Raw genomic sequence first — 24,029 nt, forward strand, 5'->3', positions numbered from 1 at the left:
GCGTCAGCTCCTTATTTTCTTAACAATTTACCAGCTTCAAATTTTGGTCTGAAAATCAGAAAGCCAAAGACAAGTAATATTCCGACAGCCAGAACAATTACTAGTAGGCCAAGCTCATTTGAAAGTTTATTAGAGTGAGTTGGGTAGATCAAATCGACAATCACTAAAATAAAAATTAACAGGTAGAAAGGAATTTTTAGGAAGTTAAGTCTGATATAATTTTTGTCCTGTTCCAGGGAATAACTCTTATTCATGAGATAAATTAAAGGAGCAAAAATCAGAGTAAGAATCAGAAAGGCCAGTCCAAGGGCGATTACACCATCTGAAAGCTTGGCATCTAAAATATGCCTGGTCAAAAAGAATCTCGGCTCATCGAAATTTTGAAGAATTAGAGATAGGGCTGGAACTCCCATAATAGCTGTTAAAAATTTATAAATAGGGCGGCCAACCAAAGCATCTATAAAGAGGACATAGACCGCTGAAATTAAAGCTATAAATATATAGGCAATATTTATCAAAAGTAGGGGTTCGAAGGGAACATTAGCAAACTCCTTAGGGATTACAAGCCCTCTGCTTAGATGGGTAATGAGGGAGAGAAGGCTTATCAAAAATAGGGGTAGGCCTACAAAGAAGACCAGTTGACCAAAGACAAGCTTATTGCGATTGCGTCCCCTTTGAACAAAGAAGAGTCCAAGATTTTTTGCTTGGTCAAAGCTTACAAGAAGTAAGAGGATGGGTGCTACTAGTAGACTATATGAGAGGATAGCTATATTGTTTAGGCTGGTATAGCCAAAGTACAAACTCTTACTATTTCTAGTCAGGTTAAGCTCATCCTTGTCCAGGTAAAAATTATATAAAACCTTCTTATAGGCCTCATAGCTCTCAGGCAGGAAGTTGATAACATAGCTGGCCTTACTTTCATCGTCCACATTCCGCCGTGCCCTAGCAGTCCAAAGGGAAACAGATATAGGATCAAGGTAGTTGGGTCTTACATCAGCCTTAGTGGTAGTTCCTGCTGTCAAATTATCAAACCTTGCCAGAGTTTCAATACTAGCATCACCCTTACCGTTCTTGATTAAATCTTCAATTTCTGCCCTAAAATTTTGATAGTCCTCCTTGGAATAATTATTGTTAATAAGGAACTCATCAATGGCTTCCTTATCGTTGTGCCACTTCATCTGGTCTCCAATAATGCCAAATAAACCTAGGGCAACAATTATCAGACTAAGACCGATAATTAAATTTTTTCTTAGTCTCCAGTATGCAATTACAGATTTTTTCACCTGATTCTCCTATCTATCTTACTTGCCTTGTCCCAATTCAACCCTAAAGACATCTTCTGTCGTTAGCTGTAAAACTTCAACAAACTTATAATTACTTGTATTTGAAAACATTTCATCAATCCTGTCTTCTGGAATAATAATCAGCCAAACACTTCCCCTATTATCAATTACCTGGGCAACCTCAAGAAGTTCACTTGGAAGGTTTTCCCCTTCGTAGACAAATTGGACCTTAACATTTTCAAGTCTTTCTGGGTCATAAATTTCAATCTTTTGGTCCTTGATTAAAATAATACTGTCAGCAAGACCATCAAGCTCGCTCAAATTGTGGGTCGCGATAATGAATGTTGATGAGCCTTGATCAATGCTTGCAATCAAAAGTTCCTTAACTCGGTCCTTAATAAAAAGATCAAGACCATCAAGGGGTTCATCCAAAAGAACATACCTTGCCTTACTTGCAATCCCGCAAGCAATGTAGATAAGAGCTTCTTGTCCCTTCGAAAAGCTAGCCACGCTCTTTTTAAGGTCTAACTTAGACTCTTCAAGAAGTCTAAAGAAAAGTTCCCTATCAAAATCAGGCAGATAAACCTGCATAACCTTGGCTATTTCCTGAGCACAATAAGACTTCATGAAATTTTGGCTGGGGTTAACATAGAAAACATCGTCTACAGGAACTTCGATTTTCCCACTAGTCGGAGTCATTTCACTAGAAATCAACCTCATAAGGGTCGTCTTCCCTGAGCCATTTCGTCCAACCAGGCCAATAATTTTGGCCTTAGGGATATCAAGACTAATGTCATCTAAAATCAGCCTTCCATCTATTTTTTTACTTACCTTTTCAAGCCTCAAAGTCATTTTGTACCTTCCTAACTAAATCATGCAGTGTATCTTCATCTATCCCAAGCTTCAAAGCCTCCAAAAGTGAATCTGAGAGACTACGAAGCTTATCCTCTTTCTCAACTTCCTTAAGTTTTAAAACATCTTCGCTGATAAATGATCCCTTGTGGGGAATGGAGATGATCACTCCCTCCCTTTCTAAAACCTGGTAACTTTTTACAATTGTGTTAGGATTGACCCGCTCCTTAATGGCCATGGCCCTAACTGAAAGAATTTGGTCACCAGGTTGAAGTATTCCCTTGGTCACGTCAGCCTTAATTTTTTCGGCGACCTGTTCATAAATGGGTAACTTATTCATCTGCTCTCCTTTACCTATAATATGTGTATTATTATAAGTAATACACTAATCATTGTCAAGAAAAACCCACCAATTTATATTTTGGCAGGTTTTTTTACTTTTTAAGACCTAGTCTTTTTTAATTTTTCTGCTAAGAACAAACATCAGACTGTACCAGAAGATGGCTAGAAGGGCCGCAAATCTTGTCTCCTTCATGCTTAATAAAATAATGAAAATTCCAGCTAGAAAGGCCAAGGTTAGATAATTGGTATAAGGGGCACCAGGCATCTTGAATTTTTGTGGCCCTCTTTTAAAGTCCTCTGACTTACGATACTTAAGGTGGGTGTAAACCAGGGTCATGTAAATCCCGATAAATCCAGCTGAGGCAATTGACGTGATAATTTCAAAGGCTCCTTCAGGCAAGATGACATTTACAACCGCAGCAGACCCAATCAAAAGGGTTGAAAATAAAATGGCATTTAGGGGCAAATTATTTCGGCTAAGTTTGGCAAAGGGACTATTTGCTTTTTTATGGGTTAGGGAATAAAGCATGCGACCTGTGGCAAAGATTCCGCTATTTAAAGATGAAGCTGCAGCAGTTAAGACAACAAAGTTAATAACTCCTGCTGCTACTGTAATCCCAATACCTGCAAAGACCTGAACAAAGGGTGATTCATTGGCACTATAGTTGGTCCAAGGTTGGATGGACATAATGGCTACCAAAGCTCCCACATAAAAAATAAGGATTCGAATGATAATCGAGTTGATGGCCTTAGGAATTACCTGATCTGGATCCTTAGCTTCAGCGGCCGTCGTTCCGACAAATTCAATACCCAAGAAGGCAAAGAAAACCATTTTAAAGGCCAAAAGAAGGTTGCTACCGCCGTCTGCGACAAAACCATACTTCCAAAGATTGGTAAGACTTGCGTAACCAGCTGAAGTCTTTGTGTGGGCAACCACCATGACCGCACCGGTCACTATCATGGCCACAATGGCTACAACCTTAATCATGGAAAACCAGAACTCTGCTTCCCCAAAAGCTCCTACGGCAATAACATTTATACCCAAGAGGACAATCAGGAAGGCAATTTCCCAAATCCAAATGGGAACACTTGGAAACCAATATTTCATGTAGATTCCAATAGCCGTAAGCTCTGCCATGGCAATAACAATCCAGCCAATCCAGTAGGTCCAACCCATGATAAATTGTGCCCTCTTACCCAGATATTTTTCAATAAAGGCTATAAAAGTTGGTTGGTTGGTATCCGTTAAAAGAAGCTCTCCAAGGGCCCGCATCATCCAGAACATAAAAAGTCCCGTAATCATATAAATTATGATGATTGCAGGTCCTGCTGTTTGGATAGAACCTCCTGCACCCAAGAATAAACCAGTTCCTATGGTCCCACCAAGGGCAATCATCTCGACATGGCGGCCACTAAGTCCCCTTTCTAAGCTGGCCTTACCATCCTTATTACTAGTGTCTTCCAATATTTTTTCCTCACTTTCAACACTCTTTTGCAGTCAAATAATTTCGACTCTTAGGCTATTATTATAAGGCAAGATTGGACAAATTACAAATCGCTTTCAAAAAAAAACAACCCCACTAAGTGGAGTTATTTAAGCAATCTTTTTAAGGATTTAGTAAAATTCATCTGGAAGAATGGTCTTTCCAAGGTTGATATTGTCTGAATAGTCGATAGGAATATCAATTACTACAGGGCCTGTTGATGCATCAATTGATTCTAAGACCTGGTCGAGTTCTGACTTAGATTTAACCCTAATTCCTCGGGCTCCAAATGCCTCAGCATACTTAACAAAATCAACTGGACCAAGATCAACCCCACTAGAGCGACCGTACTTCATAATCTCTTGAAATTCAACCATGTTATAGCGGCCATCATTCCAAATCAAGTGAATGATTGGAAGTTTTAGTCTAACAGCTGTTTCAAGCTCTTGGGCAGAAAAGAGGAAGCCTCCATCTCCTGACACAGAGTAAACCTTTTGACCTGGACGGACAAGGCTTGCTGAAATGGCCCAAGGAAGGGCAACACCTAAGGTCTGCATTCCATTTGAGAAGAGCAGGTGGCGAGGACTATAGGAGCGAAACTTACGAGCCATCCAAATGTAGTGGCTACCTACGTCAACTGTGACTGTTTCCTGATCACTTACGTGTTTTTGAAGGACTGCGACCACATCTTGGGGATGAAGAATCCCTTCTTTTTCAGTAACTGATAAATCAGGAAAGTTCAAAATCTCCCTTAAATCAATCAGATAGTTTTTAGATTCTTGGGGCAAGTCATAGCCATAAATTTTTGGTGCCAACAGGTCAAGGGTACTTGCAATATCTCCAATCAACTCCCTTTCAGGTTGGAAGTAGGTATCAATCTCAGCCAAGGTGGAATCAATGGCAATCACCCTGCTGTCAATTTCAGCATTCCAGTTGCGGGCCTCATATTCAATGGGGTCATAGCCCACAGCTATAACTAGATCAGATTTTTTAAGGAGCATGTCTCCTGGCTGATTTCTAAAGAGACCAACCCGACCAAAGAAATTTTCCTCCAAGTCTCTTGAAATAATACCAGCCCCTTGGAAGGTTTCAACAACGGGTAGGGCTACCTTAGAAAGAAGATTTCTGACTGCTTGGGTAACTCGCTCATTTGAAGCCCCACTACCAAGTAAGAAGACTGGAAGCTTGGCTTCTTTTATCTGCTCACTTAGGTAGTCAATAAATTCTTCTGTCGCTGAACCTAAAATTGGGTCTTTAAGGGCTTTAACCGCGTCAACAGTAACTCTAGCATCAACCACATCTTGGGGAATGGATACAAAACTTGCTCCAGCCTTACCAAACTTAGCCTGACGGTAGGCATTTGCAATGGTCTCTGATAGATTTTCAGGGTCCTGCACCTCTGCTGAATATTTGGTAATTGGCTCAAATAGGGCAGCATTATCCATACTTTGATGGGTTCGCTTTAAAAGGTCAGACCTCTTAACCTGACCACCAATGGCAAGGACTGGGTCTCCTTCGGCTGTTGCCGTAACAAGTCCTGTAGCAAGATTACTAGCTCCAGGTCCACTCGTCGCAATAACAAGACCAGGTTCCCCTGTAATTCGGCCAATGGCTTGGGCCATGAAGGCAGCATTTTGCTCGTGGCGGGCAACAATCAGCTGAGGCCCCTTATCTTCTAGGGTGTCAAAAACCTTGTCAATCTTTGCTCCCGGGATACCAAAAACGTATTTCACATGATGATTAATGAGACTATCGACGACTAGGTCAGCTCCAAATTTTTCTTCTAGCATTTTCTCCTCCTGACTTTTAGTGCCAGTATAGCACTAATAAAAAAATAAAACTAACATTCTAACTTGTTATAAAAATACCATTTAAGAATGATTCATCTCTGATTGACTTATTCGCTCCTTAAGGAAGGCTACCATGGCTTCAAAATTGGCCAAACCACTTTGATCAAGAACGAATTGATTTTCATGCTTTTGCACAGGCTCATAGTCATGGGGGTAAAATAGCTCCCTTACTTCAACCCCTAAATCCTTTAATTTTTCTGAAAAAGGAAGGGACTGGGTCTTGGTTAGGCCATCCCCATTTCCCCCACTGATAAATGTTTGAGGGAAGTCTTTATTTACATATTGATCGGGCGAACTTTCCAGGTAGAGGGGATTATTTATGTCCTTACTTCCTAGATAGGCCCAGGTAGCTGTCTTAAAGCCCCAGGAGATGATGGCTGATGAGCTTGCATCCCCCTGGGCTAAAGTCTTCATGTCATAAATCCCGCAGTAAAGAACCGTTGCCAGGAGATTTTCCCGGGCTAGGTTAGCTTTAATTCCAAGTTTGCTGGCATAGGTTTCATTGGTGATAAGGGTTGCCATCTGGGCAGAAAGTTGTGCACCAGCTGAGTCTCCTGCAAGAATAATTTTACTGCTATCAAAATGATAGCTGCTTGCTTGATCATTGATAAATTTATAGGCCGCGTTCAATTGATTGAGGGCTGTTGGATACTTCTTTTGGGGGGCTAAATCATAATTCAGGGCCACGACAGCAAATCCACTAGCTGCAAGCATCTTAAAATAGGGACTCGTATCACTTTTATCGCCTGATATCCAGGCTCCTCCGTGGGTCCAAACAATTACTGGAAGCTTCCCTTCAAATTTAGTTGGCAGGTAAATATCCAAAAGAGACTTGGAATTTGCTGACTGATAATTTATATTTTCCTTAAGCTCTACATCAAAAGAGGGCAAGACTTGCTCCATCTCCTCCTTCTTTTTTCTGGCATCAAGGTCAAAAACTTGTCGAATGATGAAGGCCCCAGGTCTTGGTGATTGATAAAACCAGACAAAAAGTCCTAGGACAGTCAAAATAATAACCAGTAAAATTTTAAGTAATATCTTTTTCATTTAATCTCCTTGAAAGCACTTTCTCTTTTTTATGATATCATTTTCACAGCTTGATTCCTATTTTTAACTAATGGCTAGTAATTTTTAAATAAAAAAACCTCCCCAGGGAGGTTTTTATGCTTACGACTATTAATACCAATCTTGATCAAAATCAGCCAAAAGGGCCTGCATTTTTTCATCATCTGGTACAAGTTTAAGGTAGGCTTCAAGTTGATTTTTAAAGTCATTATGACGACCCACCCTCTTTAAGAGCTCCATATAGTCGAGTAGGAAATCAGGATTGTTTGAGAGGTATTGCTTGAGATTATCAAATATCTCCTCAGCCTCATCCTCCTCATCAAGCTCCAAGTGTGCCTTAGCGAAATTCCATGAGCTTAAAAGGTGTTCTTCATCCAACAAACTCTTTAGATTTAAAACAGCCTGATAGTCTTCTTGGTCAAGGTAGAGATTACTTAAAAGAAAGACTGTTTCATCATGCATGTCCGCAAAATCAAGGGCTTGAATCAGATATTTTTCGGCATCATTAAAATCATGGAGCTGGAAGGAAAGTTTTGACAAAAGATGAAGGAGGGGGACATCTTGATTGTTCTTTTTAAGGCCTTCAAGGGCAATCGACTTGGCTTCCTTATAATCACCTTCTTTGTCCAAAACTTGAGCATAAAGGTAATTATAGCCATGAAAATCAGGATTTAAAAGATCAAGTTGCTTAAAGTAGGCAATTGATCTTTTATTTTCTCCAAGTTCCATGTTGATATTTGCCAGCTCAAAAAGAACATTGTCATCATGGAAGAGGTCAAGAGACTTTTCAAGGTATTCTAGGGATAACTCAAACTTGCCAAGGCTTGCATAGGCTGTTCCTATCCTTTGATAGATGGAAATTTTAGTGGCCTGGTAGATTTCTTCCACATCAAGTTTTACATAAGTATCAATGGCAGCCTTAAAGTTTCCTTGGCTATATAAAAGCTCAGCCAGGGCAAAATTGACAAGAGGCGTGTCTGAAAGCCTCTGTGCCTCCTTAAGTTTTTCAAGGGCTGCCTCGTAAAAACCTTCCATTTGGTAAAGGTCAGCAGTCTCAACCAAGGCTGCCAGATAATTCTCATCATCTTCTGGAATTTCTGCCAAATACTCATAAGCCTTATCAAAATCCCCATCATCTGCTGCCATGCTGGCCAGATTGATGTAAATTCCTGTATCATCTGAGCTGCTACTTATAAGCTTGTCGTAAACCCTGCGACTTTCCTCCTGAAAACCCATATATTCAAGGTACTCAGCCAAATCAACCAGGATTTCTCGGTCGTCAAATTTTAAGGCCTGACTTAAAAGCTCACTAGCTAAATCAAGGTCTTGGCCGTGCAAGGCCTCAATCATTTGTTCTGCATAAGACATTCTTACTTGTCCTCCTTACTTTTTAAATCCTTTATTTCAACCTCAACAGTAAGCTCCAAGGGCTTACTATAAAGGCCTGAAACCCTACGATACCAGGTATAAAAATAAGATATAATAACCTTGATTGATGCGTAAACAGGTATCCCTAAAAGCACCCCCCAAAGGCCCAATAATTTTCCTGATGTCAAGAGAACAATCAGAACAGTTACCGGATGAATCTTAAGCTTGTTACCGAGGACTAAAGGTGATATTAAATGCCCCTCGATAAATTGTTCAAGGGCAAAGCAGACTAAAACCTTGACAATCATAATGGGACCCGTTGCTGAAGCGACTAAAAGTGCTGTCAAAAGGGCTACAAATGACCCCAAGTAAGGAATTAGATTTAAAAATCCAGCCACTACACCGATGGTTATCCCGTACCTAAGCCCAATAATTGAGAATAAGATACTCAAGGTTACAGCTACAGAAAAGGCTACAATGACCTGTCCCCTGACATAGTTAGAGAGGGTATTGTTGACATCAACCAAGATTTCAGCTGTCTGATGGCGGATTTTGTCAGGTAAAAATTTGGTAACATAGCCCTTTAATTTTCGACCATCACGTAGGAGGTAAAATAGGATAAAAGGCATGATGGCTATTGAGACAAAGACGCTGGTTGCCGTTGAAACAAAGCCTGTAACGCTACTTACAGCAGTTCGTGAGATATCTCTTGAAGCCTCAATTAATTTACTGGCTGTATTATTTATGAATTCTTCAATCTGCGGCCGGTACTGCTCAAAAAGAGGTTGCTTGATAAGCTCACTAATCCTTTTTTGACCGCTACTTACATAATTAGGAATATTAACTAAAAAACTCTGAACATGGTCAATAAGGCTTGGGATAAAGACAGCCAAAGAAAAAATGATAAGACCAATCAAGAAGAGGAAGAGAAAAATAATTGAAATGGATCTTGAGATTCCTTTTTTCTCCAGCCAGTCAACGACTGGATTTAAAATATAGTAAAATATCGAGGCTAGGACGATTGGAAGCAAGATAACTCCCAAAAATTCTAGGATGGGCTCGAAGATAAAACCAAGCTTACTGATTAAGAAAAGATTAATTAGCAGTAAAAGCGAGACTACAAGGGTTGTTGTAACCCGGTTATTGATGAAAAGTTTATAGAACCAGGAAGTTCTAAAGGACCTGTTTTGATTCATTCATGTACCTACAATTCTTTTGATTTGTCCTTAAATTATACCACATTCTGGAGGTAAAGCTAAAATGTCAGAATCTTTTAAACAAAAAAAGACCTAAGGTCTTTATTAATTGATCTTTATTAATTTTTTTACAAGAAGATCAAAGCGGGGATTGGGTGAAAAAAGGCTGGGTAGGAATAAAAGATTATAAAATAGACCAAGCTTAAAGTTTGTTAGATAGGCACAAATAAATACTAATAAACAAGTAACCCAAAAGAATATCACCTTAAAAATATCAGCCTTAATCCTTATTTTAGGCAGGTAAAAAAGATTTGCTACCAGTAAAATTATCAAAAAATACCAGTAGGGAATAAGGTCTGAAAACTCCAAAAGACCAATAAAAAATATGAAATTTAACCACAGGTACTTACTTAAAAAACTCATCTACTCCTCCTTGAAAAAACAACCTATGCTACCAGTCTACTCTTTTTGGGCAATCTTTCAAGCTTGAACTAAGGGTCATATAGTTTGAAATCATAAATTTTTTTAAAATATGCTATGATAAAGATAAATAAATCACAGAAGGGGTAATTTTATGGAAGAGAAAATTTATTTTGGATGCTACACTCGCCGCGAGGCCAAGGGGATTTATAGGGCAGATCTTGATACTGAAAGTGGGCTTTTGAGCAATTTAGAGGCCTATATTGAAGAGCCAAGTCCCACTTATCTGGCTATTGACCAAGAAAGGCACCTTTATAGCGTTGGTGCTGTCGAACAAGAAGGTGGGGTTGCAGCCTTTGATAAGAATGGGAAGCTCATCAATCATGTGGTTGAAGCTGGTGCTCCCCTTTGCTACCTGTCTGTCGATGAAAAAAGGGACTTAGTCTACGGGGCTAACTACCACAAGGGGCAACTCTTGGCCTATAAACGCCTAGAAAACGGTGCTCTAGTTCTAAGGGACAAGGTTGAACACCTGGGTTCTGGTCCCCATGAAAATCAAGCAAGTTCTCACATTCACTTTGCTGACTTGACTCCTGATGGCTATCTAGTAACTTGTGATTTAGGAATTGATCAGGTGGTGACCTATGACCCTAGTGAAAAATTAACTGAGATCAACCGCTACACAACAAGTCCTGGTGCTGGTCCTCGTCATATAGTTTTCAAGAAAAACGATAATATTGCCTACCTCATTTGTGAGCTTGATTCAACAATTGAAGTGCTGTCTTATGAGGGAATGGGTGCTTTTACCTTCATTCAAAAGGTAAGTCTACTGCCAGCTGACCACCAAGGATTTAACGGGGCAGCAGCAATCAGAATTTCAGCTGATGACCGCTTTGTTTACGCAAGTAATCGGGGACATGACAGTATCGCTGCCTTTAAAACTCTGGCTGATGGAAGTCTTGAGCACCTACAGACAATCTCAACCTTTGGTAATACTCCAAGGGACATTAACCTTTCATCTGATGGCAAAATCTTGATTGCAGCCAACCAGGATAGTGATAATGTTACTAGCTACGCAGTCGATGGAAAAACAGGGCTTTTGACTGAAATTCAACATGACTTTAAAGTTCCTGAAGCCGTTTGTGTGTACATTGAAGGGCAAAAGAGTTAAAATACCCCTAGATTGACGAGAAAAGAGGTTATTCATATGGATTTTAAGGAATATACTAATCAAACAATTGATTTTTATAGGGATAAGGGTTGGTATGAGTACGATCCTGATGTTAGAATCAACTTCCTCAGGCAGGGAGTTGACCAACTGATTAGGTCAGTGGATGAGACAGAGAAAGTCTTGGCTGAGCCGCTTGAAAATAAGCAGAAAATTGCTGAAACAAAGGAGCTTTTGTCTGACGATTTGGGTAAACTTTTGGACAATCTGATTATTTTGGCCGACAAGTACGACCTAAATCTTGAAAAATTGATGGATGACCACCAAAATAAGCGTGGAATCAATTAAAAAAACGACCTCAAGGTCGTTTTTTTAATGATTTAAGGCATCAAACTTTTCCTGCATGGTAGGGTTATTGCGGGTTAGTTTTTTGATGGTTAGGTTATCAAGTTTATTTTCAGCTGTTCCTAGATTATTGCGGGCCTTCCTCAGCTCATCACGGGCTGTGGTCAGACTTTTAATGCTCTTCTCAAGTTCCTTGTCAAGTTTTTCTAAATTTCCATTGAAGTTTTTGGCTGTTATGCCAAAGCTTTTTTTGAATTCACCAAGTTCCCTTTCAAAATTTGTCACATCCTCATTTTGCTTTCGCATCTGAGCTAGTTCCTGGCGGTACTTCATTGAATTTAGGGCTGCATTCCGCAAAAGGGTAATCATGGGGATAAAGAACTGAGGTCTTATAACATACATTTTTTCATACTTGTAGGAAACATCCACAATTCCCGTATTATAAAGGTCATCATCTGCCTCCAAAAGACTAACTAAAATGGCATACTCGCAATCTTTCTGCCTGCGGTCCTTATCAAGCTCCTTAAAGAAGTGCTCATTTTTCTTTTTGCTGGCTGTCTGGTCACTTTCATTTTTCATCTCAAACATAATAGAGATTATTTCTTGGTCGTAATCATCGACCTCCCGGTAGATATAATCTCCCTTGCTGCCACTTTTAGCGTCGTTATCTTTTGCAAAATAAGCATTCTTAAAGGCTGTCATCCGAAGCTTATTGAATTCAAGCTCACAGTGCTGCTCCAAGCTTTCTCCAACCATTTTAGTAGATTGTTTGGCCTTTAGATCCTTATAAAAGTCAATCTCTGTATCCTTTTGCTTGAGTTCATGCTCATGTTCCAGCATAAGATTATTTTTTTCCAGCTCAAATGCACTTTTTTGAAATTGGAGTTCATTAGTAAGACTTGCAAGATTTTTTTCCTGCTCAAGTTTTACTTCCTTAATCATGGAATTTTTTTCAGCTTCAATCTGCTTAATCTGATGGTCAAGGTTTAAAATTTCCTGGTTCTTTGAAGTCAATTCTTCTTTCAACTCACTTTTAGCACGCTCAACCGCAAGTTCTAAGTTTGTTTTTCCGTTGTCTACAAGGTTTTTTAAACTCTCAATTTCAGCTTGTTTTTTAGCCAAATCCCTTTCAAGCTGACCTTTAAAGTCACTTTCTTCCTTCTCAAGCCTTTGTTTTTCCTCAAAATGCTTGTGCTCCATCTTAAGGATTTCTTCAGCCTTTTTCTGCTGCATCTTTGAAATTTGATTTTCAAACTCCGCCCTTAACTCTGCCTCTTCAAGTTTTTTGTCTTTCAAGAAGTTTTCTTTTTGATTTTTTAGCTTCTCCTCAACTTCACGCTTAAACTCCTTGGTGTGAACCTGTCTTAGGATGTCAGCATAGCTGTTTTCATCAATTGTAATTTGTTCACCGCAGTGGGGGCAGACTATATTTTCCATTTTGTTTCCTCAATTATTTTTCCTAAAGGAGATACATCTCCTTAAAGGTAGCTTCATAAGTTGCTGGTAGGTCAAGACCTTCCAAGAGATAGTTTTCAAAGCTTCCGTACTTGTCATTAATAGTTTTAATGGCGTGATTTAGGTACTCCTCCTTAACGGTCAGGGCAGATTCTAAGGCAGCAACTTCCTCATCAGTTATTTGATCCCTGTACTGGTTGATAATGAAATCATTTGCTTCCTTTCTGGCTTGATTGGTCTTCAAGTAGTCTTCAAGGATATCCTCTTCTGACACACCGGCTATTTTTAAAATCAAGTAGGCTCCCCAACCTGTCCTATCCTTGCCTGCAAAACAGTGGAAGATTCGACTTTCTTTTTTATCAATCAAATCCAACAAAAATTTATGGTAGGAGCTTCTAGCCGATTTGCTTAAAACAATCTCTTCATAGGTTCTAAGCATGGCTTCTTCAATATCGCCGAGTTCAGCAAACATATCCTCAAGGGAAGCTGAACTTCCATCATTTAAGTCAGCCAAGACATCAAGGTGGACATAGTCAACTGACGGTAAAGATGTATCAGGGTCCTTTTTGACCTCATCTTGATTCCTAAAATCATAAATTTTATCAAGCTTACAGGTATCTTCCAAGAATTGCTCCTGAACCTCATTAAGGTCAACGAGCTGCCCACTCCTGAAAAAAATACCCTTTTCCAAGCGACCACCCTGACCTTCGTAGCCCCCAATATCCCTAAAATTTGTAATCATAGCCTCTCTCATTTCAACTTTCCTTTCTTTCTAAACATATTCTTACTTAATCTTAGGGTAAAGGAGTTTTTTTGTCAATTATCTAAAGAGAAGTTAGGTGTTACCAGCTTTTTTAAGCCAACTTATGGTAAAAGCCATGACTTTTGCATGGCTAAATAATGATATTTACTTGTTTCAAGAATCTTTTTGAATATTCTCCTCGGCAAGCCTTTCGTCTATAAGTTTCTTAAGCTCAAGTAGGTCTTCCTGAGTCGCCTTATTTTTAATGAAACTGCGTGACCTTGAACGCTCATTTAAATAGCGAGTTCGCTCCTTATTCTTTTCCTGCCAACGTTTATTGGCTTCGGTCTGTGATGTTGCCATTAGTTGAAGTACCTCCATAATATGATTAGGATAGCAATTATCACTAACCCTATCAAAAAATCGATTTTTTCTTTTCTGGTTGTCTTTCTTATTATAAAAGTAGATTCAACTTTTCCGATTCTCTTTTTAAATTTTTTTGCCATTGTATTTTTTATAGTCTAGTGTATAATTATATAAAATGTAGAAGGGGATTAACCCCCCCGCTACTAAAATTTTATTTTCCATTCAAACGAGATAATGAAAAGTTGCACCTTTATCGTAATCTTATGTTTGAATGGTTTTTTATTACCTTTATTCACGCGACTATTTCCTTTGTTTTTATTTAGGACCAATTCCTTAACTGTTTTTTCTTACATCTTTATCTACACATGGTATAATGAACGAAATAGTAAGAAGAGGCTGAGTCTCTTTGCTTACTTGTCTAAAAGTTTAGCAATCAATTGGTTTAATCGTAATCATATTAGTACAGCGATTACGATTAAACCTTTTGTTTCAATGCTAAACTTTTTTTGTTTTTTCTTAAACTTGCTCATCCTTCAATTTTTTTGCGTAATTGGTCAACTTGACGGCATTCGCAAGTGTCATCTTCTCAAGCAAGGTTTTCCCTTTTTTCCAGTCACTAATAGTAGATTGGGCGATACCTGTCCCCTTAAAAATCTTATAGCCTGTTTGGGTTTCCAGTACCCACTCTATTAGGTCTAAATCTGCTATCTTTTGGCTCATATTGTCCTCCATTCCTATCCTACAGTTTAGTCATACTTCATTATAGCAGATATACAAACACTTTTTTCCAAAAAAAGACCCTCAAAATTGAGGGTCTTTTCTTTTAAATAAGGGAATAGTTTGTTCCTGCAAGAGCTTGGGCTAAATCTTGAGGCGATACCTGTCCCTCTACTTGGACACTTTTATCAGCCAGATTAATTTTAAGGTCTTCTACTCCAGCAACTTTTTGGAATCTCTCTTTGACTGTCTTGGCACAGCCTTCACACTTCATGCCAGAGATTTCATATGTTTTAATCATTTATCATTCTCCTCCCATTTATTAAATTTTATACTTCTATTCTTATGTCTTATGGTTTAAATCTTTTTAGACGTAAGGCATTGAGGAGGACCGAAATTGAGCTAAAGCTCATAGCAGCTCCTGCAAGCATTGGATTTAAGAGGGGACCACCAAAGAAGTGAAGAACCCCCATGGCCACTGGAATCCCTAAAAGGTTGTAACCAAAGGCCCAGACAAGATTTTCCTTAATGTTCTTAATGGTCGCCCGACTTAGCTCAATAGCAATAGGTACCTCAAGCAGGTCACTTCTCATCAACACGATGTCAGCAGATTCAATGGCCACATCAGTCCCTGAACCTATGGCTAGCCCAATATCTGCTTGGGCAAGGGCTGGAGCGTCATTAATTCCGTCCCCGACCATGGCAACTGTATAGCCTTGAGCCTGAAGTTTTTTGACCTCGTCAACCTTGCCTTCAGGTAGTACGCCACTTATAACTTGATCAATTCCCACCTGACTAGCTATTGCTTGGGCCGTTTTAGCGTTATCTCCAGTCACCATGGCAACCTTAATTCCCATCTTATGAAGCCTTGCGACAGCTTCCTTGCTGTCATGTTTAAGGGCATCAGCCACAGCTATTATACCAATTAATTTACCATTATAGGCAATGAAAATTGGTGTTTTAGCTTGACTAGATAATTTTTCTGCATCATTTAAAGCCTGGCTATCAACTGCGATTTTATTATCCGCCATCAAGCTAGGATTTCCAATGAAGATTTCTTGGCCATCAATTTGACCCTTAATTCCATGGCCTGTGACTGCTTCAAAGTTTGTCAGGTCTGAAAAGTTAACATTTTGAGCCTTGGCCCTGTCAGTTATAGCTTGAGCAAGAGGGTGCTCTGATGATTTTTCAGCAGATCCAGCAAGGCGTAAGAGATCGTCTTGACTTGCTCCACCGTAAACTAATAAATCTGTAACCTGAGGTTTACCTTGAGTAATGGTCCCAGTCTTATCAAGCATAACGGCTGTGATTTTACCAGCTCCTTCAAGGGCTGGCCCACTCTTAATTAGGACACCGTTTTCAGCTCCCTTACCAGTTCCTACCATAATTGATGTAGGGGTTGCAAGTCCCAAGGCACAAGGACAGGCAATTACAAGAACAGAGATTGTAATGGTTAGGGCAAAAATCCATGACTCATGACCCAGGAAGTACCAAAAGAGACCTGATATAAGGGCTAAGACCATTACGATTGGTACAAAAACACCAGAAACCTGGTCAGCAAGTTTGGCAATTGGGGCCTTAGAAGCCTGAGCATCTTCGACTAATTTAATAATTTGGGCAAGGGCTGTGTCCTGGCCGACTTTTTCAACCTTGAAGTCAAAGCTTCCATTCTTGTTGATGCTTGCCCCAATAACTTGGCTTCCCACCTTCTTTTCAACCGGAGTACTTTCCCCACTTATCATTGATTCATCAACATAAGAAGATCCCTTGGTTACGACACCATCGACGGGGATTTTTTCTCCTGGATGGACCAAAATCAAGTCTCCAACTTGCACCTGGCTGACTGGAACTTCAACTTCTTGGCCATCCTTAAGAACAGTTGCTTTTTTAGGGGCCAAATTAACCAGTTTACTAATGGCTTCTGAGGTTTTGCCGGTCGATACGGCCTCAAAGTATTTTCCAAGGGTAATCAGGGTAAGAACGACAGCTGCTGACTCATAGTAAAGACTCATGGTAAACTCATGGTTTCCAAGGAAGGTCTCCACACTGCCGTAAAAACTGTATAAAAAGGCGGCACTGGTCCCTAGAACCACTAGAGAATCCATATTAGGATGTCCCCTGAAAAGAGACTTCATCCCTCCTACCAACATAGGACGTCCAAGAACCATCACTGGCAAAGTCAAAAGAAACTGGATGGTCACAAATCCCTTGGGGTGAGTCATGGGATTAATAAAATCAGGCAGGGGCAAACCTATCATGTGGCCCATTGACACATATAAAAGAGGGACGGTGAAAATAGCTGAATAAACAAACCTCTTCCAGAGATTCTTCATCCGCTCGTCCTTATTGTTACCAAGCCCCATGTCTCCCATATCGTCCATGTCCATCCCTGCCATGTCCATATCATCCATGTTCATATTAGACATGTTAGAATGATCCATCTTCATACCAGGCATATCCATATTAGACATGTTAGAATGATCCATCTTCATGCCAGACATGTTCATATCTTGATGATCCATCTTCATATCAGACATATCACCTTGGTGCATGTCCATCCCTTTCATGGGAGCACTTGCTCCTTTAGGCTTCTGACTAAAAGCCTTATAGCCTGCCTTATCAACAGCCTTTATAATATCAGCATCAGTCACCAAATCTGGATTGATTTCAACTGTCAATCGCTCAGTAATCAGATTAACACTTGCACTATCAACTCCCTTTAATTTACCGACAACTTTTTCAATTGTTTGAGCACAAGAGGCACATGACATACCTTCTAAATTAAAAACTTCCTTAGCCAAAATAACACCTCCATCTTACTTGGAAAAGTTCAATATAATTGTTTACATATGTAAACTTCATCATATCTGCATGATATACCAATAAGCCTAGTAAGTCAAATTATTCGAATATAAATTCAAGAAAAAAACAAGGCCCAAGGCCTTGTTTTTTTATCTTATTGGTTCCAAACGTCATCTAGTTGTTTTGCACCATCTTTATACATTTTTTCACGGTCTCCCTTAGGATTTGTAAGAATGTTTTCGATGATTGAACGAACTTCTGTGTTTAGGGCTGCGTTAGCATTTGTTGTAACTGGGAATGAGATAAGGTGTTCAGTATCTTTTTCTAGGATAGCTGGAACCTTAGTATTTGCAGATTCTTGGTATTCTTTGCTCTTGATTACAGAGTCAAGGATAGGCATGTAACCTGTTTTTTGTGCCCAGTAAAGTTGAACATCTGGAGATGAAAGGTATTTCATGAATTCAAAGGCAGCTGTTTTTTGCTCATCGCTTGCACTTGAGAACATGTAAACATCTGTACCTTGTTGGAGGTCGTATTTAGCAGGACGTACTGCTACACCGTATTTGAAGCCAGCACTTGCTGCATCTTTAGCTACATAAGTTTCACCAGCAATACTTCCGATGAACATTGCAACTTTTTGGCTAGCAAATGGAACAGACATGTATTTGTCAGAACCTGGTGTACGGAAGTATCCTTCTTGAACACCGTCAGCATAGTAGTTTACAACCTTTTGAGATTCCTTGCTGTCGAATTTAGTATCTTTACTTACGTCAATTCCTTCGTTTTTCATACCAAGTAGGTAGTAGTTAGATAGGGAATCAAATCCAGCACCAACAACTTTTCCACCAGATTTTTCGTAGATTGTTTTAGATGCTTGTTTAAGTTCTTCCATGGTTGTTGGAACTTTTACACCGTATTCATTTAGAAGGTCTTCATTGTAAAAAAGAGCTTCTGTTGACTTGTTGAAAGGAATACCGTATTGAACATCATTGATTTTTGCCCCATCAAGAAGGCTATCTTTGATTTTTTCTTGTTTACCCCATCCAATTGTCTCATTTTCAATATAAGGAGTTAGGTCAACTAATTTTTCATTTTCAGAAGCGTCATACAACCAACCTGGGTAGGCTTGTGAAATTGTTGGAAGATCTTTTGGCGACTGTAGGGTTGAGTTGATTTTTGCTTGAAGGTCTGGGTAAGCTTGTTGGTTTTGTAGGGTAACTTTAATCTTTGGATTAGCTTTTTCAAAATCTTCAGTGATTTTTGTAAGAGCTTTTTCCTGTTCACCGTTCATGGCATGCCAGAAAGTGATTGTTGTGTCGTCCTTGATTTCAGTAACGATACTTGCATCACTTTTGCTGGCCTTAGAATCACTTTTCCCACCACAGGCTGCTAAGCTTGTAATGCTTGCTGCTGTAAGTGCAAGAGTTGCCAATTTTTTGAGTTTCATTCTACTCTCCTTATAAGATAATTTTTTGCCCACGTTGGGGTAATATTCTTTCACCGTACGGGTTGTCCAGATTTTCTGGTTTCAGCGTATGGATTGGAACCAATAGTTTGGGTTGAATCATAGAAATAATTTTATCTAAATCGCGTGGTCTAGCATGCCCTGAGCAGGCCAGACGGACGAATTCGATTTTTTTACTAGCTAGAAGATCTAAAAACTTAGCATAGGCTGGATCAAAGTCCCCCAAGGGTTCAGCATCACTATGGATGTAGAGGGATCCGTCCTGTAAGTTTTCATGCTGGTCAACTACCTGCCAGAGGTAGTCACCCTTATCTTCCAATAGGATGTCATAAGGAACTTCCAGACTTTCGTCTAAAATTGAAAGTTTTTCCCCCTCACTTTTAGTAAAGGAATAGTAGTAAGGTACATTTAAGCCAAAAATATCTAAAAGTAAGGCTGCCATTTGGGCCTCAAGAACTACCGTTCGAGGGGACTTTTCAATAATTTTTTCAAAACGCTTAAGATTGGCTGGATACCCATTAAAGGTAATCTGACGATTTGGATTTTCAAGCTCTAGTTCTACCAAAGTTTCAATTAAATCATCCTCAGTAAAGGTCTTAACATCAAGCTCACGGGCATTGTCAGAAAAACTAATGCTTACACCTTCCATCATAAGTAGGTCACAACCCTTGGCCTCAGCACAAAAGTTGATGGTGTCCTTAGCATCATGACCATGAAGACGCAAGTCGCCAGTATAGACGATAAATTTGTCAGGTGTGCGAATAAGAAAGGCACTTGCCCCGTAAGCATCATGGTCAACTGGGGTCATCTCAACAGTGATTTGACCAATTTGGACCTTTTCACCCTTAACAACCTTGGTAACAGGTCTTACAAAATTCTTTTCCTCAAAGGGTGAAGGAATTAAGAAGCTGCCCTTACGGTTTAAGGACTTTAAAAGTTTTTCTGTTTCCTCGTAAGCATAAAGGGGAATACTTGGGTCCAAATAGTTAATCATCTTCGAGTGATCCAAATGAACATGGGACATGAAGACTGCTGTGTCTTCAAAATCATCTGCTACCACTGGTAAATTTTCTGATAGTCTTGAATCATAGACATTTGACAGCTCTGGGATTAATCTGTTTTCAAGCAGGGTATCAAGTTTTTCATCTTTTAGGTCAAGCTCTGGACGGAATTCTGTTCCAAAGTCAAAGAAGATTCTTGATTTATTATAAGAAACCTCGATTACTGTCCCACCGATAGTCATTATTCCGCTATGAAAGCGGACGATTGTTTTGTTTTTATCCTTTAATTCCATTTTTGGTTACCCCTCTAATAATTTCTTTCCTAAAGATGAAGTAGATAATCAAAATTGGAATGACTGTTAGGGTAGCAGCCGCCATTTGAAGGTGAACATCATTCCCACTTTCACTTGTAAAGGCTGATAGTCCATTATTTAGTAGACGGTAGGTCTTATCATTGGTCACAAGAAGCGGCCACAAGAATGAATTCCAACTTGAAATGAAGGTCAAGATTCCAACTGTTACTAAAGCTGGCTTAATCATAGGAATTAAAATTCGCCAGATGTACTCAAGATCACTTGCTCCGTCAATTTTTGCTGCCTTATAAAAGGTTATTGGAATGGCTTTTAAGTACCCGTTCAGATAGTAGATGTAGAATATACTGGTCAAGAAAGGAATGATTAAGGCCGTGTAGGTATTTAGTAGACCCATGCGAGCAATTGTGTTGTAGTTGGTAAAAATAATTGATTCATAGGGTACCATCAGAAGGGCTACCATGATAAATAAGACAATCTTTTTACCCTTGAACTGAAGACTTGTTAAAGCAAATGATGCTAGAACTGAGGTTACAAGAGTGGCAACTGTTATGGCTAAAGATACAAAGACTGTATTAAAGAAATAACGAATGAAGGGTGCCTTTTCAAAAACCTGAGCATAGTTGGTAAACTGGAAGGTTTTTGGAATAAAGGTAGGTGGCATACTTGTTGCTTCACTATAGGTCATAAGACCTGCTAAAATCATATAAATGAAGGGGAACAAGGTCATAAGGGCCAGAGCTATAATAAAGGTATAAGATAGGATGGTTGATACTTTCTTCATCTATTTATTCACCTTTTCTAGTAGTTTGTTTTGGATAAAGGTTACAAGCAGGATAATTCCAAAGAGGATAACTGTTGCAGCCATAGCAATACCAGGACGTCCTACCACATGGAATTTATCATAGATGTAGTAAACGGCGGTTGTGGCACTATTGGCAACACCTGCTTGACCATTAAAGAGGGCATAAACCTGGGTATAAACCTTAAATGATCCAATTAAGTTGACTGTAATTAAGAAGGCAATGGTTGGAATAAGTTGTGGGAAGGTGATTCTTCTGAAAATCTCCCAGTCAGTTGCCCCAAACATTTTAGCAATTTTATAATGCTCTTCATCAATATTTCTAAAACCTGATAAAAGGATGATGATATTGAAGGCAAGACTGCCCCAAATCCCAAAAATTATCAGGGTCGGAATACTCATCCCGGTACTGTTAAGCCAGTTGATTGGTTTAACACCGAAAAAGCCAAGAAAATAGTTGATAATCCCGTAGTTTTCATTGAAAAAGTATCTGAAGACAATCCCTACTGCAATTGTTGATGTTACATAGGGCATGAAGAAGATTGTTTCAAAGAGACTTTTATTCTTAACCTTTTCAAAAATTATCCAAGCAATAACAAGGGAGAGGATAAGGGCTATTGGCACCACGGAAAAGGCATAAATGGCCGTGTTTTTTAAGGCCTTATGAAAAACTGGATCCTGGATGACCTTCTTGTAGTTATCAACCCCTGCATAGCTATGATTTAAGAGGTTTCCCTTTTGAAAACTAAGCATGAAAGATTTATAGAGCGAATAAATATTAAAAATAAAGATTACAGCCAAAGATGGTAGTAAGAATAACCAAGCCTTGAGCTGATTTTCTGGCTTATATTTTTTAAACATTAATAAACCCTTTCACCATCTTCTTTGAAAATAAAGGCCTTATTGTAAGCAAAGTCAAAAGATAGGTTTTGTCCTACTTCAATTGCTTGTTCTATACTTACGATTGATTTCAGGCGGTCATTATTTAAGAAGAAGTTAAGAATACGCTCACGACCGATTAACTCAACCTGGCTTATTTCAGCAGTGAAAATTCCATTTTCAACTGGGATTACATCCTCAGGACGAATACCTAAAACATATTTTCCGTCAGTAAGTTGAGTCTTAAATCTTGAATTTTCAAACTTTGTTAGCGGAAGTGAGTAACCATCAAAGCTAAGAAGGCCATCTTTTACCTCAACATCAAAGGTATTAATGATTGGATTACCAATGAACTTAGCCACAAAAAGGTTATTTGGTTCCAAATAAAGATTTTGCGGATCATCATTTTGTTGGACAATTCCCTGATCCAAAAGAATAATCTTATCACTGATTGAAAGGGCTTCTTCCTGGTCATGGGTTACAAAAATTGTTGTAATCCCAACTTCCTTAACCAGGCGGCGAATTTCTTCACGAATTTTAAGGCGAAGCCTTGCATCAAGGTTACTTAGGGGCTCATCCAATAAGAGAACCTCTGGCTGTTGGACAAGGGCACGAGTGATGGCTACCCGCTGCTGCTGTCCGCCTGACAAAGTACCAGGTTTTTTATCAGCCAACTCTTCAATGTTGGTAAGAGCCATGTACTCTTCAGCAATGGCACGGGCCTCAGCCTTATCTTTTTTCTTAGCTCCCACAGTTAGGGGAAACATGATGTTTTCAAGAACGGTCATGTGGGGATAAAGGGCATAGTTTTGGAAGACAAAGCCGATATTCCTATCCTTAGGCTCAACTTCAACCACAGACCTTTCATCAAATTTTATATCACCATTACTTGGGCTCAAAAGACCAGCTATAATATTTAGGATGGTTGATTTACCACAACCACTTGGACCCAATAAACAAACCAAATCCCCAGTTTCAATCTTAAAATTAATTGATTTTAGGGCTTCAAATCCATTATCGAATGTCTTATTGATATCGATAACTTCTAGCATAAAACTTCCTCCGCTCTTTTTAGTACATATTCTTAACAATAAGTACACGTTTTTCATAAAATATAAGTATTTACTCGACAATTATATCACTATCCTTTTAAATATTCAGTTATTTTTCCTAAAAAAACACAAAAAAACTTTCAAGAATAAGTAAATGTTAAGTAAATTTTAAGTAAACTTATAACTCAATATAAAATCTATGTAAAATCATTACAATAAAAAGCTAGAATTGACAAAAATTCTAGCTTTTTATTTATTTGAGACCCTTCTCCATCATTGGAAGCTGTTTGGCAACACCCAAAATAAGAGCAAGACTCCCTGTATATATAAGACCTTGGACAAGGTTAAAAGGTGCAACCATGGCAAGTAAATACTTACCTACACCGATAAATTGTTTGATATCAAAACCTGCAAACTTGGCATACAAGGGAATGGCATAAAAATAGTTCATGAGAACCATGGCAAGGGTCATTACAAGACTTGCACCAATCCCACCCAGAATGAATTTACGTCCACCAAAAGACTTACCAGCTATAAGGGCAAAAATTGTTACAAAAACTCCTACAGCAAGCATGTTCATGGGAAGTCCAATCATGGTATTTACACCTTCATTATTAATGAGCAGCTTGAGCAGTGACCGTAAAAGAATAATCACATAGGCTGTCTTTAAATCGAAGATAAAATAACCAATCATAATCGGAATGATTGAAAACTCAACCTTTAAGAAATCAGCTCCTGGAATAATCGGAAACTGTGGGAAAATCATAAGAACTGTGGAAACAGCACTTAAAATGGCGATATACGCCAGACGTTTGGTATCTTTCATGGGTTCCTCCTAAATTTTATTTAGAAGACTTGCAAAAAAATAAAGTGATATTAAATTTTTCCTTGTCTCCTCTTCATCCTGACTTTAACAGTTGGTACTGGAATTTTACCAGTTCGGCCGAAAATTTCGGTTCATGGACTTTACCACCAGTGGGGAAACGACCCCCGCCCTGAAGACATGTCTAAACATTTAGACAAAGTAATTCTACCACAAAAGAGATTGATAACAAAATAGAAAC

The 24,029-nt window shown here is 39.0% G+C and carries 22 protein-coding genes and 1 riboswitch; of the genes, 2 read left to right on the forward strand and 20 right to left on the reverse strand.

The window, feature by feature from the left end; genetic code table 11:
- Positions 1–11 precede the first annotated feature (11 nt).
- The 8 genes from OZX68_03795 to OZX68_03830 all read right to left on the reverse strand — a co-directional run bounded on the left by OZX68_03795 (position 12) and on the right by OZX68_03830 (position 9,440).
- Positions 12–1,283: a hypothetical protein gene (locus OZX68_03795; GenBank protein ID WEV60058.1), complete on the reverse strand. Its 1,272-nt coding sequence runs from the start codon at positions 1,281–1,283 to the stop codon at positions 12–14.
- An 18-nt stretch (positions 1,284–1,301) separates the two neighbouring features.
- A complete protein-coding gene (locus OZX68_03800; protein ID WEV60059.1) occupies positions 1,302–2,135 on the reverse strand; it encodes an ABC transporter ATP-binding protein in 834 nt (277 codons plus the stop codon).
- Positions 2,119–2,475, reverse strand: a complete 357-nt coding sequence (locus OZX68_03805) for a GntR family transcriptional regulator (GenBank protein ID WEV60060.1) — start codon at positions 2,473–2,475, stop codon at positions 2,119–2,121. The genes OZX68_03800 and OZX68_03805 overlap by 17 nt, the downstream gene beginning before the upstream one ends.
- A gap of 108 nt (positions 2,476–2,583) precedes the next feature.
- Positions 2,584–3,873, reverse strand: a complete 1,290-nt coding sequence (locus OZX68_03810; GenBank protein WEV61370.1) for an amino acid permease — start codon at positions 3,871–3,873, stop codon at positions 2,584–2,586.
- A 219-nt stretch (positions 3,874–4,092) separates the two neighbouring features.
- Entirely contained in the window at positions 4,093–5,751 is a 1,659-nt protein-coding gene (gene alsS / locus OZX68_03815; GenBank protein WEV60061.1) for an acetolactate synthase AlsS, read from the reverse strand.
- Positions 5,752–5,832: 81 nt separating this feature from the next.
- Positions 5,833–6,858: an alpha/beta hydrolase gene (locus OZX68_03820; GenBank protein WEV60062.1), complete on the reverse strand. Its 1,026-nt coding sequence runs from the start codon at positions 6,856–6,858 to the stop codon at positions 5,833–5,835.
- A 129-nt stretch (positions 6,859–6,987) separates the two neighbouring features.
- Positions 6,988–8,244 (reverse strand): tetratricopeptide repeat protein, encoded by a 1,257-nt coding sequence (locus OZX68_03825; GenBank protein WEV60063.1) that lies wholly within the window; start codon positions 8,242–8,244, stop codon positions 6,988–6,990.
- A 2-nt stretch (positions 8,245–8,246) separates the two neighbouring features.
- Positions 8,247–9,440 (reverse strand): AI-2E family transporter, encoded by a 1,194-nt coding sequence (locus OZX68_03830; GenBank protein WEV60064.1) that lies wholly within the window; start codon positions 9,438–9,440, stop codon positions 8,247–8,249.
- 574 nt (positions 9,441–10,014) lie between these two features.
- Between OZX68_03830 and OZX68_03835 the strand changes: the two genes are divergently transcribed.
- Both OZX68_03835 and OZX68_03840 read left to right on the forward strand, forming a co-directional pair.
- Positions 10,015–11,031 carry a lactonase family protein gene (locus OZX68_03835; GenBank protein WEV60065.1) on the forward strand — a complete coding sequence of 339 codons (1,017 nt, stop codon included), beginning with the start codon at positions 10,015–10,017 and terminating at the stop codon, positions 11,029–11,031.
- A gap of 36 nt (positions 11,032–11,067) precedes the next feature.
- Positions 11,068–11,376, forward strand: a complete 309-nt coding sequence (locus OZX68_03840; GenBank protein ID WEV60066.1) for a hypothetical protein — start codon at positions 11,068–11,070, stop codon at positions 11,374–11,376.
- Between the two features lie 24 nt (positions 11,377–11,400).
- Here OZX68_03840 and OZX68_03845 read toward each other — a convergent pair whose 3' ends face one another.
- The 12 genes from OZX68_03845 to OZX68_03900 all read right to left on the reverse strand — a co-directional run bounded on the left by OZX68_03845 (position 11,401) and on the right by OZX68_03900 (position 23,791).
- Positions 11,401–12,810, reverse strand: a complete 1,410-nt coding sequence (locus tag OZX68_03845) for a DUF2130 domain-containing protein (GenBank protein ID WEV60067.1) — start codon at positions 12,808–12,810, stop codon at positions 11,401–11,403.
- 22 nt (positions 12,811–12,832) lie between these two features.
- The gene (locus OZX68_03850; GenBank protein WEV60068.1) at positions 12,833–13,582 is read right to left on the reverse strand and encodes a tyrosine-protein phosphatase; all 750 of its coding nucleotides are present in this window, start codon (positions 13,580–13,582) and stop codon (positions 12,833–12,835) included.
- 162 nt (positions 13,583–13,744) lie between these two features.
- The gene (locus OZX68_03855) at positions 13,745–13,933 is read right to left on the reverse strand and encodes a hypothetical protein (GenBank protein WEV60069.1); all 189 of its coding nucleotides are present in this window, start codon (positions 13,931–13,933) and stop codon (positions 13,745–13,747) included.
- Between the two features lie 519 nt (positions 13,934–14,452).
- Complete coding sequence (locus tag OZX68_03860) at positions 14,453–14,656, reverse strand: XRE family transcriptional regulator (protein WEV60070.1); 204 nt, start codon at positions 14,654–14,656, stop codon at positions 14,453–14,455.
- A 103-nt stretch (positions 14,657–14,759) separates the two neighbouring features.
- Positions 14,760–14,954, reverse strand: coding sequence for a heavy metal-associated domain-containing protein (locus OZX68_03865; GenBank protein WEV60071.1), 195 nt, complete (start codon positions 14,952–14,954; stop codon positions 14,760–14,762).
- A 49-nt stretch (positions 14,955–15,003) separates the two neighbouring features.
- Positions 15,004–17,454 carry a heavy metal translocating P-type ATPase gene (locus tag OZX68_03870; GenBank protein ID WEV60072.1) on the reverse strand — a complete coding sequence of 817 codons (2,451 nt, stop codon included), beginning with the start codon at positions 17,452–17,454 and terminating at the stop codon, positions 15,004–15,006.
- Positions 17,455–17,609: 155 nt separating this feature from the next.
- Complete coding sequence (locus tag OZX68_03875; GenBank protein WEV60073.1) at positions 17,610–18,902, reverse strand: extracellular solute-binding protein; 1,293 nt, start codon at positions 18,900–18,902, stop codon at positions 17,610–17,612.
- Positions 18,903–18,912: 10 nt separating this feature from the next.
- A complete protein-coding gene (locus OZX68_03880) occupies positions 18,913–20,214 on the reverse strand; it encodes an MBL fold metallo-hydrolase (protein WEV60074.1) in 1,302 nt (433 codons plus the stop codon).
- Positions 20,198–21,016, reverse strand: coding sequence for a carbohydrate ABC transporter permease (locus OZX68_03885; GenBank protein WEV60075.1), 819 nt, complete (start codon positions 21,014–21,016; stop codon positions 20,198–20,200). The genes OZX68_03880 and OZX68_03885 overlap by 17 nt, the downstream gene beginning before the upstream one ends.
- Positions 21,017–21,895, reverse strand: a complete 879-nt coding sequence (locus OZX68_03890) for a sugar ABC transporter permease (protein ID WEV60076.1) — start codon at positions 21,893–21,895, stop codon at positions 21,017–21,019.
- Positions 21,895–22,965 (reverse strand): ABC transporter ATP-binding protein, encoded by a 1,071-nt coding sequence (locus OZX68_03895; protein WEV60077.1) that lies wholly within the window; start codon positions 22,963–22,965, stop codon positions 21,895–21,897. Before OZX68_03895 ends, OZX68_03890 begins: the two co-directional genes overlap by 1 nt.
- Positions 22,966–23,218: 253 nt before the next feature.
- Positions 23,219–23,791, reverse strand: a complete 573-nt coding sequence (locus OZX68_03900) for an ECF transporter S component (GenBank protein ID WEV60078.1) — start codon at positions 23,789–23,791, stop codon at positions 23,219–23,221.
- A 60-nt stretch (positions 23,792–23,851) separates the two neighbouring features.
- Positions 23,852–23,972: riboswitch (FMN riboswitch) on the reverse strand.
- Positions 23,973–24,029 lie beyond the last annotated feature (57 nt).

Source organism: Streptococcaceae bacterium ESL0729 (genome assembly GCA_029391995.1).
In the GTDB taxonomy this organism is placed as follows: Bacteria; Bacillota; Bacilli; order Lactobacillales; family Streptococcaceae; genus Floricoccus.